General features: G+C 70.3%; 11 protein-coding genes. 1 reads left to right on the forward strand and 10 read right to left on the reverse strand.

Annotated features, from left to right (window positions below; translation table 11 throughout):
- Window positions 1-121: 121 nt before the first annotated feature.
- Window positions 122-1,093 carry an N-acetylglucosamine kinase gene (locus ACFV9O_RS02685; RefSeq protein WP_385411336.1) on the reverse strand — a complete coding sequence of 324 codons (972 nt, stop codon included), beginning with the start codon at window positions 1,091-1,093 and terminating at the stop codon, window positions 122-124.
- A gap of 70 nt (window positions 1,094-1,163) precedes the next feature.
- Between ACFV9O_RS02685 and ACFV9O_RS02690 the strand changes: the two genes are divergently transcribed.
- Window positions 1,164-2,024, forward strand: coding sequence for a MurR/RpiR family transcriptional regulator (locus tag ACFV9O_RS02690; RefSeq protein WP_385411338.1), 861 nt, complete (start codon window positions 1,164-1,166; stop codon window positions 2,022-2,024).
- A gap of 70 nt (window positions 2,025-2,094) precedes the next feature.
- On the opposite strand, the gene ACFV9O_RS02695 is transcribed toward ACFV9O_RS02690, so the two are convergent.
- The 9 genes from ACFV9O_RS02695 to rapZ form a co-directional block, all read right to left on the reverse strand.
- Entirely contained in the window at window positions 2,095-2,430 is a 336-nt protein-coding gene (locus tag ACFV9O_RS02695; RefSeq protein WP_351225356.1) for an RNA polymerase-binding protein RbpA, read from the reverse strand.
- A gap of 110 nt (window positions 2,431-2,540) precedes the next feature.
- Window positions 2,541-2,777 (reverse strand): preprotein translocase subunit SecG, encoded by a 237-nt coding sequence (gene secG / locus ACFV9O_RS02700; RefSeq protein ID WP_385411340.1) that lies wholly within the window; start codon window positions 2,775-2,777, stop codon window positions 2,541-2,543.
- A gap of 116 nt (window positions 2,778-2,893) precedes the next feature.
- Window positions 2,894-3,670, reverse strand: coding sequence for a triose-phosphate isomerase (gene tpiA / locus ACFV9O_RS02705; RefSeq protein WP_385411341.1), 777 nt, complete (start codon window positions 3,668-3,670; stop codon window positions 2,894-2,896).
- 7 nt (window positions 3,671-3,677) lie between these two features.
- Window positions 3,678-4,901 (reverse strand): phosphoglycerate kinase, encoded by a 1,224-nt coding sequence (locus ACFV9O_RS02710; RefSeq protein ID WP_385411342.1) that lies wholly within the window; start codon window positions 4,899-4,901, stop codon window positions 3,678-3,680.
- A 101-nt stretch (window positions 4,902-5,002) separates the two neighbouring features.
- Window positions 5,003-6,007, reverse strand: coding sequence for a type I glyceraldehyde-3-phosphate dehydrogenase (gap, locus tag ACFV9O_RS02715; RefSeq protein ID WP_385411344.1), 1,005 nt, complete (start codon window positions 6,005-6,007; stop codon window positions 5,003-5,005).
- A gap of 195 nt (window positions 6,008-6,202) precedes the next feature.
- Window positions 6,203-9,148, reverse strand: a complete 2,946-nt coding sequence (locus ACFV9O_RS02720; protein ID WP_385411346.1) for a M14 family zinc carboxypeptidase — start codon at window positions 9,146-9,148, stop codon at window positions 6,203-6,205.
- Between the two features lie 164 nt (window positions 9,149-9,312).
- Window positions 9,313-10,302 (reverse strand): DNA-binding protein WhiA, encoded by a 990-nt coding sequence (whiA, locus tag ACFV9O_RS02725; protein WP_385411348.1) that lies wholly within the window; start codon window positions 10,300-10,302, stop codon window positions 9,313-9,315.
- Window positions 10,293-11,327 (reverse strand): uridine diphosphate-N-acetylglucosamine-binding protein YvcK, encoded by a 1,035-nt coding sequence (yvcK, locus tag ACFV9O_RS02730; RefSeq protein WP_385411350.1) that lies wholly within the window; start codon window positions 11,325-11,327, stop codon window positions 10,293-10,295. The genes whiA and yvcK overlap by 10 nt, the downstream gene beginning before the upstream one ends.
- The gene (rapZ, locus tag ACFV9O_RS02735) at window positions 11,324-12,229 is read right to left on the reverse strand and encodes an RNase adapter RapZ (RefSeq protein ID WP_385411351.1); all 906 of its coding nucleotides are present in this window, start codon (window positions 12,227-12,229) and stop codon (window positions 11,324-11,326) included. The genes yvcK and rapZ overlap by 4 nt, the downstream gene beginning before the upstream one ends.
- Window positions 12,230-12,243 lie beyond the last annotated feature (14 nt).

Consider the following 12,243-nt stretch of genomic DNA (forward strand, 5'->3'; position numbering starts at 1 on the left):
CGCCGACGACTGGCTCATCGCGTGCATCGGACGTGCCCACACCTGCCCACACCGCGAATCACTGATTGAATGATTCACTGCCCCATGCACTTTCCGGCTCAATGAATCAGTCGGCGCGGGCTCACGTCAAGAGCCGCGCGAGTTCCACCGCCCCGGCCGCGCCGTCCGTGACGGGTTCGGGCCGCAGCCCCAACACCTCTGTACGAGCCGTCAGTCGCTCCAGCAGCGGCCCCTGCGGCCCCAGCAGTCCGCCACTCGTGACCAGGGGTTCTCCCGGGGTCGGCTGCAACGCGCCCACCGTGGCCGCCAGTTCGTCCGCGGCGCGGTCGAGCAGTCCTCGGGCCACGTCGTCGCCCGCCTCCTCCGCCGCCACCACGAAGGGGCTGAGCGCCGCGAGCCGCACCGGGTGCCCCTTGAACGCATATCCGATGACGGCTTCCCGGAGCGATCTGCGCCCGGCCCAGGACTCCGGCAGCCCTTCCTGATGGCCCAGGCAGTGCGCGAGGAGCGGCTCCGCCAGAGCGGTCCGCGGCCCGCGCCCGTCCAGCGCCCTCAGCACCGCGATCAGCGCCTCCCGGCCCAGCCAGAAACCGCTTCCCGCATCACCCAGGAGCCAGCCGTCCCCGTCGGCCGTGCGCGCCGCCCGGCGGTCCTCCACGCGCGCCGCGACCGCGCCGGTGCCGGCGATGACGACGAGCCCGTCGGCCGGTGCCCCGCGGCCCGAGGCGAAGGCGACGTCCACGTCTCCGTACACGTCCAGGACCGCGGGCGCCGCCCCCACCGCGGAGAGCGCTTCGCCAAGGCAACGGAGGGCGAGGGACCGTCCCTTGCCGGGACCGCCCCCGGTCGACCCGCCGGCGAAGCCGCCGACGACGGCGGTGACCGCGCCGCCGAGGCCGGGCGGAACGGCCCCGGTGAGAGCGGCGGTCAGATGGCGGGTGAGGGCATCACGCTCGACGCTCATCGCATTGCCGGGCCCGCCCGTGCCCTCGCCGAGGAGGACGCCGCTGCGCGCCTCCGCCAGCCGCGCGCGAACCCGCGTGCCGCCCGCGTCGATGCCGATGACCAGTGGCCGGCTGATGGATTCACTCATGAGCCCGCATCGTGGTTGATAGATTTACCGAGGACAAGCCCCGAGCGCCGAGCGTCAGAGACGAGTCACCATGATCACCGCACTGATCCGGTCCGAGCTGCCCCGGATGACGGGCTCCCTGCGCAAGGTCGGCGAGCACGTCCTGGCCGATCCGCAGAGCGTCACCCTCGCCTCGGCCGCCGAACTCGGCCGCCGCACCGGGACGTCCCAGGCCTCCGTGACCCGTTTCTGCCGGGCGCTCGGCCTCGACTCGTACCAGCACCTGCTGCTCGAACTCGCCAAGGAACAGGGCGGCCGTCCCGCCGACGAACGACCCATCGGACACGGAATCGGCCCCGACGACCCGCTGGACCATGTCGTCGCGGTCGTCGCCCAGGCCGATCTGCAGGCCCTGCGACGGACCGTGGAGTGCCTCGACCGGGACGCGCTGGAGCGGGCCGCACAGGCCGTCGCCCGCGCGCGCCGGATCGACGTCTACGGAGTGGGCGCCTCGGGAATCGTGGCGCGGGAGACGGAGGCCCGGCTCTTCGGCATCGGCTGCGCCGCCCGGAGCTGGACCGAGGTCCATGCCGCGGAGACCTCCGCCGCCCTTCTCACGCCCTCCGACACGGTCGTGGCCCTTTCCCACTCCGGGACCACCCGGGAGGTCCTCAGCCCGCTTCAACTCGCCGCCGAGCGGGGCGCCGCGACCGTGGCGGTCACCGGCGATCCGCGCTCACCCATCGCCGCCGCGGCATCGGTCCACCTCACGTCGACCTCGGCCGAGACCAGTTTCCGGCGTGGCGGTTTCGGCACCCGCCACTCGGTACTGCTGATCCTCGACTGCCTCTTCGCACGGGTGGCGCAGCTGACCTACGAACGTGCCACCGCCTCGCTCGCATTGACGGCGCACATCGGCGAGGCACACGCCGTGCGCGCGCGACGCCGCTGAAAGGCGTCCGGGCCCGGTCCGCGGAAGAACCTCACGGTTCTTCCGCGGACCGGGCCCAGGCGTCAGGTGCTCAGATCTCGCCCCGGAGCTTGGCCAGCGCCTCGGCGAGGATCGCCTCCCCGTCCGCGTCGCTGCGCCGCTCGCGCACATACGCCAGATGCGTCTTGTACGGCTCGGTGCGCGGCGGGTCCGGCGGATTGTCGCGGTCCTGACCGGCCGGGAACCCGCAGCGCGGGCAGTCCCAGCTCTCCGGAACCTGTGCGTCACTGGCGAAGCTCGGCTGCGTCTCGTGCCCGTTCGAGCACCAGAAGGAGATGCGGAGACGCGGTGCGGACTCTCCCCGCTCGGCCTCCCCCATCGGCCCCGCTCCGACCCGGCTTCCCCGGATCGCGTTGCCACTTGCCACGGTCGTAACTCCCTGCGTGATGGTGCTCGAAGATGCCCCAGTCTACGTAAGGCCCAACGCGCGTCCAGTGATTGGAGTTACACCCCCACCCCCGGGACGCCCGGAGCGGGTCAGCTGCCCAGCTTCATCAGCAGACCAAGTACGACAATGCACGCGAACCACATCAGACCGAGGACGATGGTGATGCGGTCGAGGTTGCGCTCGGCGACCGAGGAGCCACCGACGGACGACTGCATTCCGCCACCGAACATGTCGGAGAGACCGCCCCCCTTCCCCTTGTGCATCAGCACCAGCAGCATCAACAGCAGGCTGAAGACGATCAGGGCGATCGAGAACCCCAAAATCACGGCTGGACCAACTTCCTCGGACGGGACAGGACTGAACAACTGATCAATGAGACGGGGGCCGGGCCCGGGAAGGCTCGGCCCCCGCAAGGGTACGACGGATCGGCCCTACGGCCTACTCACTGGTCACGGAACCGGACGATCTTGACGAACTCGTCCGCGTCCAGCGCCGCCCCGCCGACCAGGGCGCCGTCCACATCGGGCTGCGCCATGATCGCCGCGACGTTGCCGGCCTTCACCGAGCCGCCGTACTGGATCCGGACCTTGTCGGCCAGCTCCTGGCTGTACAGCTCAGCCAGCCGGCCGCGGATCGCCCCGCAGACCTCCTGGGCGTCCTCCGGGGTGGCCACCTCCCCGGTGCCGATGGCCCAGACGGGCTCGTACGCGATCACGATGGACTCGGCCCGCTCGGCCGGGACGTCCTTCAGACCGCCGTCGATCTGGTTCAGCGTGTACTGGACCTGCTGGCCGGCCTTGCGGACGTCCAGGCCCTCGCCGACGCAGAGGATCGGGGTCAGGCCGTGCTTGAAGGCGGCCTTCACCTTGGCGTTGCAGAGCGTGTCGGACTCGCCGTGGTACTGGCGTCGCTCGGAGTGACCCACGGCGACGTAGGTGCACTTCAGCTTGGCGAGCATGGGGCCCGAGATCTCACCGGTGTACGCACCGGAGTCGTGCGCCGAGATGTCCTGGGCGCCGTACTTGATCTTGAGCTTGTCGCCGTCCACCAGGGTCTGCACGGAGCGCAGATCGGTGAAGGGCGGCAGGACGGCGACCTCGACGGCGTCGTAGTCCTTGTCCGCCAGGGCGAACGCGAGCTTCTGGACGTGGGCGATGGCCTCGAGGTGGTTGAGGTTCATCTTCCAGTTGCCCGCCATCAGCGGGGTACGCGTAGTCATGAAAGGGTCAGTCCTCCAGTGCTGCAAGGCCGGGCAGCGACTTGCCCTCGAGGTACTCGAGGCTCGCGCCGCCGCCGGTCGAAATGTGGCCGAATGCGTTCTCGTCGAAGCCGAGCGTGCGGACGGCGGCGGCCGAGTCGCCACCGCCGACGACGGTGAAGGCCTTGCTGTCCACGAGCGCCTGGGCGATCGCGCGGGTGCCGCCCGCGTAGTCGGGGTGCTCGAAGACGCCCACCGGACCGTTCCAGAAGACGGTCTCGGCATCGGCGATCTTGGACGCGTACAGCTCGCGGGTGCGCGGGCCGATGTCCAGCCCCTCCTTGTCGGAGGGGATCTTGTCGGCATCGACCGTGATGTACTCGGCCGGGGCCTTGGTCTTCAGGTCCGGGAAGTCCGACGAGGCCAGGATGTCGACCGGCAGGACGAGCTCGACGCCGTTCTTCTCGGCGCGCTCCATGTACTCGGTCACCGTCGGGATCTGGTCCTCCTGGAGGAGGGAGATGCCGACCTCGTAGCCCTTGGCCTTGAGGAAGGTGTACGCCATGCCGCCGCCGATCAGCAGGCGGTCGGCCTTGCCCAGCAGTTCGTCGATGACGGCGAGCTTGTCGGACACCTTGGCGCCGCCGAGTACGACCACGTACGGCCGCTTGACGTCCTCGGTGAGCTTCTTGAGGACGCCGACCTCGGTGGCGATGAGGTAACCCGCCGCGTGCGGCAGGCGCGCCGGGAGGTCGTACACCGAGGCGTGCTTGCGATGGACGGCCCCGAAGCCGTCACCGACGTACACATCGGCGAGAGCGGCGAGCTGGTCGGCGAAGGCGCCGCGCTCGGCGTCGTCCTTGGACGTCTCGCCGGCGTTGAAGCGGAGGTTCTCGATAACGGCGACGCGACCGTCGGCGAGACCGTCGACGGTCGCACGCGCCGACTCGCCGACCGTGTCGGTCGCGAACGCCACGTCGGTGCCGAGCAGTTCACCGAGGCGGGCGGCGGCCAGGGCGAGCGTGAACGCCGGGTCCGGGGCACCCTTCGGGCGGCCCAGGTGCGAGGCGACGACGACCCGGGCACCCGCCTCGGCGAGGGCCTTCACGGTGGGCAGCACGGCGCGGATCCGGCCGTCGTCTGCGATCTTTGCGGTGGCGGTGCCGTTTTCGAGCGGCACGTTGAGGTCGGCGCGGACGAAGACCCGCTTGCCGGTGACGCCTTCGGCGAGAAGTTCGTCGATCGTCTTCATGGGTGATGACTCCTTGGAGAGGACAAGCCACAGGGCCCGTCCAGCGCGTCGTTGCGCTGCCCGAGCCCTGCGCTTACATCGAGATGCCTACCGGCCGCTGATCAGAGCTGGTTGCCGACGAAGACGGTCAGGTCGACCAGACGGTTGGAGTAGCCCCACTCGTTGTCGTACCAGCCGACGACCTTGACCTGCTTGCCCTGGACCATGGTCAGGGAGGAGTCGAAGGTGCAGGAGGCGGGCCAGTTCACGATGTCCGAGGAGACGATCGGGTCCTCGGTGTACTCCAGGATGCCCTGGAGCTGGCCCTCGGCGGCCTTCTGGAAGGCGGTGTTGATTTCGTCCTTGGTGACCTCGCGGTCGAGCTCCAGCACCAGGTCGGTGACGGAGCCGGTCGGGACCGGGACGCGCATGGCGATGCCGTCGAGCTTGCCCTTGAGCTGCGGGAGGACCAGGGCGGTGGCCTTGGCGGCACCCGTCGAGGTCGGGATGATGTTCTCCGCTGCGGCGCGGGCGCGGCGCAGGTCCTTGTGCGGGAAGTCCAGGATGCGCTGGTCGTTCGTGTACGCGTGGACCGTGGTCATCATGCCCTTGACGATGCCGAAGTTCTCGTCGAGAACCTTGGCCATCGGCGCCACGCAGTTGGTGGTGCAGGAGGCGTTGGAGATGACGTGGTGCTTGGCCGCGTCGTACTTGTCCTGGTTGACGCCCATGACGATGGTGATGTCCTCGTCGGTGGCCGGAGCCGAGATGAGGACCTTCTTGGCGCCGCCGGCGATGTGCTTCTCGGCGTCGGCCTTCTTCGTGAAGATGCCGGTCGACTCGATGACGAGGTCGACGCCCAGCTCACCCCACGGGATGTCGGCCGGGTTGCGCTCGGAGAGCACCTTGATGGTGTGGCCGTCGACCGTGATGGTGTCGGCGGTGTGGCTGACGTCCGCCTTGAGGCGGCCCATGATGGTGTCGTACTTCAGCAGGTGAGCAGTGGTCGCGGTGTCACCCAGGTCGTTGACAGCCACGATCTCGATGTCAGCACCCTGCTCCAGCAGCGCGCGGAAGTAGTTACGACCGATGCGGCCAAAGCCGTTGATGCCTACGCGGATCGTCACGAAACCGATCTCCTCGTTGGTACGCCGGGTTTCGACGCCGGCGAGCTGTATGGGATGTCCCCGACCGCTTATGACCCTACCTCTCCGGGGCAGCCGGAGTGACATCGAGCACGCCCGCACATCACGGGGCACACCGATGGCCCGTACCTACCGACAAGTACGGGCCATCGGGGCCCTCGGTGCGGCTACACAGTGTCAGCGCCGGAGCGCGCTGAGCGCCTTTCCGATGATCTGCTTGCGCTCGGCCGCGGTCCTCACATGCTCCAGGCCGAAGCCGAGGAGCACGGTGTCGTGCGTCGTGACGGCCGCGTAGGAGTGGAAGAGGGCGGGTGAGCGCGCCCAGTCGGAGGCGTTGCCCGGGCTGCCCGCCGGCGGTCCGGTCACGCTCCAGGGGCCGAGGGAGGTCTCGAAGCCCTCCGCGCCCTGAGGGGTGCCGCCGACGACGAGGCGTGTGTTGTCGGCGAAGACGCCGAGGCCTCCGGTGCCCGGGTCGGAGACGTAGGAGATGGACAGCTCGACCTGCTTGCCCGCGTAGGCGCTGAGGTCGAAGGAGACCGGCTGCCAGCCGTTGGAGCTGCCGGTGAAGCGGTTCCAGGCGCCCGTCGTGCCGGTGGGCGCGCAACTGTCCGTGCCGATGGTGAGGTAGTGGGCGAGGAAGGGGTGACCGCCGATGTAGAAGCCCGCGTCGCATTCCGCGGGTGTCTCTGTGGTGGTGCCGCCGTTGGCGTCGGGCAGGGTCGTCCAGTCGTCCTGGCCGACGGTGCGGGCCTCGACGACCACGTTGTCGTAGTCCGGCTCCGTGTCGTAGCTGAGCTGGAACTCGAGGCTGGGTCCGGCGGATGCCGTCGTGCCGGTCAGGTCGACGGTCCGGCTGAGCCTCATCCATGCGTCGTCGCTGTGCCGGGCCGCGGCGAAGCTCGTGCCTTCGTACGGCTCGAAGGGGGTCCGTACGCCCGGGTAGTCGCCCGCGGAGCTGCTGCGGAACTGCGGGAACTCGTCGGGCTTCAGGGTGTCGGAGGTGACGGTGTAGGCGCCCGCGGCGTTCAACGGGTTGTCCGTGGCGTCGCCGAGGGCGGCCTGTGTGCCGGCGAAGGCTCCCGTTCCGGAGAAGCCGGGCGGGCTCTTCAGACCGGCGCGGTTGTACGCCCCGAGGTAGTACTGGGCGAAGTCGTCGGAGTCGGCGCGGCCGATGTCGACCGTGCCGCCGTTCTCCTCACCGGCGTTGATCAGTTTGCCGCCCTCGTTGACGTAGTCCCGGACGGCGAACATCACCGGGCCCGAGGGCTTGCCGGAGCCCGTGTACCAGACGACGGTCCTGAAGTGCGAGAGCACACCGAGGGCGTGCGGGGTGCCCTGGGTGGCGACGTCCCAGACGGCGGCCTTGCGGCCGTTGTCGGCGAGCGCCTGGGTGTAGGCGGCGGTGTGCCGGGCGGGGGTACCGGGGGCGCCTTCCTCGGCGATGACGAGGGTGTCGGCGCGGGGCCTTTCGGCGACGGTGTACGTGAACGGGGTGCTGGAGACGCGTTTGCCGTCGCGGGTGCGGCCGGTGAACCAGACCTCGACCTTGTCGCCCGGTTCGGTGTCCTCGACCTCGGCGCGGTACTGGTCGAAGCGGATGTTGTCCTCGCCGCCGTAGACGTCGCCGCCCTTCCAGGGCGTCAGGTCCTCGTCGTGCGTGCGGCCGCCGTTGATGCGGTAGTTGAGCTCCTTGTCGCGCAGCGACCTGCGGGCGGTGACGGAGACTTCCTGGTCGCCGCGGGCGTACGAGACCGGGAAGGCGTCCGGAGTGAAGTCCGGGGCCTCGATGCCGACCGGGGACGACGGCTGGTCGGGGTGGGCTGCGGTCTCGGCGACGGCGAGCGCGAACGGGATGTTCTTGGCGAACTCCTGCTGGATCAGCTTCTCGTCGTCGGGGAAGGTGAAGACGGACGCGCAGGCGGCCGGCTCCCAGGGGTCGTTGGGGTCCACCCGTGACGCGGTCGCACACGTCGACATCTCGGGGGTGAACATCATCATTCCGTTGACGTTGGCCGCGTGGCCGTCGGCCTCGCCGTTGGTGGTGTAGAGCTCGGAGGAGAGCTGCGGGCGGTAGCCGGGGACGGCGGAATTCTGCGGCGTCCCGGCGAGGGACTTGTAGAGGACGTCGTCCGGGGTCGGGGAGCCGACCTGCCAGCCCACGCCGTAGAGCAGCAACTGGGCGGCGGAGTGGTAGTTGATGCCGTACGCGAAGCCGATGCGCTTCTCGAAGGCGTCGAGGGCCTTGGTCTCGGGCTCGGAGCCGGGGGCCGTGCCGCGGTAGGTCTCGTCGGCCGGGTCGGGGGACGAACCCTCGTTGTCGTAGCCCCACTTGTAGGCGAAGTTGCGGTTGAGGTCGACGCCGTCGCCGGGGGTGATCCTGCCGTCGCCGTTGTTGTCGCGGAGGTTCTTGCGCCACTGGCGCTCGCCGTCCGGCGCGTGCGTGTAGTCGTACCCGTCAGGGTTGGCGGAGAGCACGAACCACAGCTCGGTGGAGTCCACGATCCTGGTGATGCGCGGGTCCTTGCCGTAACCCGCGAGGTAGTGGTGGAGCAGCCGCCGGGTCATCTCGGGGGTGATCCACTCGCGGGCGTGCTGGTTGGAGAGGTAGAGGGTGGCCGGTTTGGCGCCGTCACGGGTCTTCTTGGCGCCCTTGGTGAGCTTGAGGGCGAGGATGTCCTGGCCCTTGAGGCTCTTGCCGATGCTGACGACCTTGGTGATCGAGGGGTTGGCCGCGGCCGTGGCGAGGATCTCCTGCTTCAGGCCGCCTTCACCGCCGTACGGGCGGAAGACGCCGTCCCCGGCGGCCGCGGCCCGCCTCTGTGCCGCGGCGGCGACGGTGTGCTCGCTGATGCTGACGCCCTGGCCGCGGAGCTGACCGGCCTGGTCGTCGGTGAGGTACATCTCGATGGTGGCGGTGCCCTTGTCGGGCACCTGCTCGGTCAGCTCGTGCCCGTCGGCACCGGCCGCGAGGAGCAGCGGCACTTGCGCCTTGGTGACTTTCGCATGCCATACGGAGAGTCCTTCGTCCTCTCCGCCCTGGTCGGCCTGGGCGAGCGGTGCCGCTGCCAGTCCGGCGATCAGGAGTGAGGTCGCGGCGAGGATCGATCTCGCTCTTCGTCTCATTGGCCCCCCTTGCATTCGTCTGTCGCGAAAGAAAACAGATGCCAGGCTCATGACAGTTCATGATCATGTCAAGATGCCCGGAAGCGGGGCGACACGCCGCTGCCGACGCCCCAATGGGCGTCGGCAGCGGGGAAATTCACTCTCCGGGGGGACAGCGCCAGCCGTTATCCCACCAGCCCGTCGGCCATCTCCTCGGTGAGACTGGACTCCGTGCCGGGGATGCCGAGGTCCTGGGCGCGCTTGTCGGCCATCGCCAGGAGGCGGCGGATACGGCCCGCGACCGCGTCCTTCGTCAGCGGCGGGTCCGCCAGGGCGCCCAGCTCCTCCAGGGATGCCTGCTTGTGCTCCATGCGCAGCCGGCCCGCGGCGGCGAGGTGCTCGGGCACCTCCTCGCCGAGGATCTCCAGCGCGCGCTGCACCCGGGCACCGGCGGCCACCGCGGCGCGGGCCGAGCGGCGGAGGTTGGCGTCGTCGAAGTTGGCGAGGCGGTTGGCCGTGGCGCGGACCTCACGGCGCATCCGCCGCTCCTCCCAGGCCAGCACCGACTCGTGCGCGCCCAGCCTGGTGAGCAGCGCACCGATGGCGTCGCCGTCACGGACCACGACCCGGTCCACGCCGCGCACCTCACGGGCCTTCGCCGCGATGGAGAGCCGGCGCGCCGCGCCGACCAGCGCCAGAGCGGCCTCCGGGCCGGGGCAGGTCACCTCCAGCGAGGAGGAGCGGCCGGGCTCGGTGAGCGAGCCGTGCGCCAGGAAGGCGCCGCGCCAGGCCGCCTCCGCGTCACACGTCGCGCCCGAGACGACCTGTGGGGGCAGACCGCGGATGGGGCGGCCCCGGCCGTCGACCAGACCCGTCTGCCGGGCCAGCTGGTCACCGCCCGCCACGACCCGTACGACATAGCGCGAGCCGCGCCGCAGTCCGCCGGGAGCCATCACCACGAGGTCCGAGGAGTGGCCGAAGATCTCCAGGATGTCCTTGCGGAGCCTGCGCGCCGCGATCCCCGTGTCCAGCTCCGCCTCGATCACGATGCGGCCGCTGACCAGGTGCAGCCCGCCCGCGAACCGAAGGATCGCCGAGACCTCCGCCTTTCTGCAGCAGGTCCGGGTGACGGGGAGCCGGGAGATTTCGTCCTTCACCGCTGCCGTCATCGCCATGGGCCGATCCTTCCATGCATCCGAAAAATACGGTCGTACGCGGCGGCCAGGAGCTCCGGGTCGTGCTTCGGAGTACCGTCCGGCCGGGCCACCGGCGCCAGCTCGACCGCGGCACCGAACCGCTCGGCGGCGTCGGCGAGGGACTCGCGGTCGGGCACGGCGGCCTCGTCGGCCAGCACCACGTCCAGGGCGAGTTTAGGGGCGTGTCGTCCCAAAACCTCCAAATGACGCTGCGGGGAGAAGCCTTCCGTTTCTCCGGGCTGCGGCGCCAGATTGAGGGACAGCACACGACGGGCCTTCGTCTCGACGAGCGCGTCCAGCAGCTCGGGGACGAGCAGGTGCGGGATCACCGAGGAGAACCAGGAGCCGGGTCCGAGCACGACCCAGTCGGCGTCGAGGACGGCCGCGACGGCCTCCGGGACGGCCGGCGGATCGTTCGGCACGAGGTGTACGGACTGCACCTCGCCAGGGGTGAGCGCGACCGTCGCCTGCCCCCGGACCGTCTCGATCCGGTCGGGCTGCGCCGGGTCGTGGCCCCTGACCAGCGCCTGCAGCTCCAGCGCCACGGCGGACATGGGCAGCACCCTGCCGTGCGCGCCGAGCAGCCTGCCGACCAGATCCAGGGCCTGCACATGGTCGCCGAGCTGCTCCCACAGAGCCACGATCAGCAGATTGCCGACCGCGTGCTCGTGCAGCGCGCCGTGCGACTGGAAGCGGTGCTGGATGACCCGCGCCCAGGTCTGTCCCCAGTCGTCGTCGCCGCACAGCGCCGCGAGCGCCTTGCGGAGGTCGCCGGGGGGCAGCACGCCGAGCTCCTCCCGGAGCCGGCCGCTGGAGCCGCCGTCGTCGGCGACGGTGACGACCGCCGTGAGGTCGCCGGTGATGCGGCGGAGGGCCGCGAGCGACGCCGAGAGCCCCATACCGCCGCCGAGCGCGACGACCTTGGGCTGGGCGCCGCGTCTGCGGCCGGTGCGGAGAGCGTCGCTGCCCCGCAGCCGGCGCAGACGGAGAGTACGACCGGTCACTCGCGCCCCATGTCCCTGTGGACGACGACGGTCTCGATCCCCTCGGAGCCGAGGCGGGCGGCGAGCTTCTCGGACATGGCGACGGAGCGGTGCTTGCCGCCGGTGCAGCCGACGGCGATGGTCACGTACCGCTTGCCCTCGCGGCGGTAGCCCGCCGCGATCAGCTGGAGCAGTTCGGTGTACTGGTTGAGGAACTCCTTGGCGCCCGGCTGGTCGAAGACGTAGGCCGACACCTCCTCGTTCAGGCCGGTGAAGGGGCGCAGCTCCGGGACCCAGTGCGGGTTCGGCAGGAAGCGGCAGTCCACCACGAGGTCGGCGTCGACCGGCAGACCGTACTTGTAGCCGAACGACATGACGGTGGCCCGCAGCTCGGGCTCCTCGTCACCCGCGAACTGGGCGTCCATCTTGGCGCGCAGCTCGTGGACGTTGAGGCTGGAGGTGTCGATCACCAGGTCGGCGTCGCCGCGCAGCTCCCGCAGGAGGTCCCGCTCGGCGGCGATGCCGTCGACGATCCGGCCGTCGCCCTGCAACGGGTGCGGACGGCGCACGGACTCGAAGCGGCGCACGAGCGCCTCGTCGGAGGACTCCAGGAACACGATCCGCCGCGTGACCTGCTTGGCGTCGAGGTCCGCCAGGGACTGGCGGAGGTTGTCGAAGAACCGCCGGCCGCGGACGTCCACGACGACGGCGATACGGGCCACGTTGCCCTGGGACCGTGCGCCGAGCTCCACCATGGTGGGAATCAGCGCGGGTGGCAGGTTGTCGACGACGAACCAGCCGAGGTCCTCCAGGCACTTCGCCGCGGTGCTGCGGCCCGCGCCCGACATACCGGAGATGATCACCAGCTCGGGGATGGCCGCGTCGGCGGCCTGCCCGGCCTCGCTCGTCGTACCCGTACTCACGTCTCCTGCTCCGT

Source organism: Streptomyces sp. NPDC059909, assembly GCF_042730885.1.
Lineage (GTDB): Bacteria > Actinomycetota > Actinomycetes > Streptomycetales > Streptomycetaceae > Streptomyces.

What these genes read in the sequence shown, in the direction of transcription:
- ACFV9O_RS02720 (WP_385411346.1), bottom strand. Translation starts at nt 9,148, where the DNA reads ATGAGACGAAGAGCGAGATCGATCCTCGCCGCGACCTCACTCCTGATC.
- ACFV9O_RS02690 (WP_385411338.1), top strand. Translation starts at nt 1,164, where the DNA reads ATGATCACCGCACTGATCCGGTCCGAGCTGCCCCGGATGACGGGCTCC.
- whiA (WP_385411348.1), bottom strand. Translation starts at nt 10,302, where the DNA reads ATGGCGATGACGGCAGCGGTGAAGGACGAAATCTCCCGGCTCCCCGTC.
- ACFV9O_RS02710 (WP_385411342.1), bottom strand. Translation starts at nt 4,901, where the DNA reads ATGAAGACGATCGACGAACTTCTCGCCGAAGGCGTCACCGGCAAGCGG.
- ACFV9O_RS02685 (WP_385411336.1), bottom strand. Translation starts at nt 1,093, where the DNA reads ATGAGTGAATCCATCAGCCGGCCACTGGTCATCGGCATCGACGCGGGC.
- tpiA (WP_385411341.1), bottom strand. Translation starts at nt 3,670, where the DNA reads ATGACTACGCGTACCCCGCTGATGGCGGGCAACTGGAAGATGAACCTC.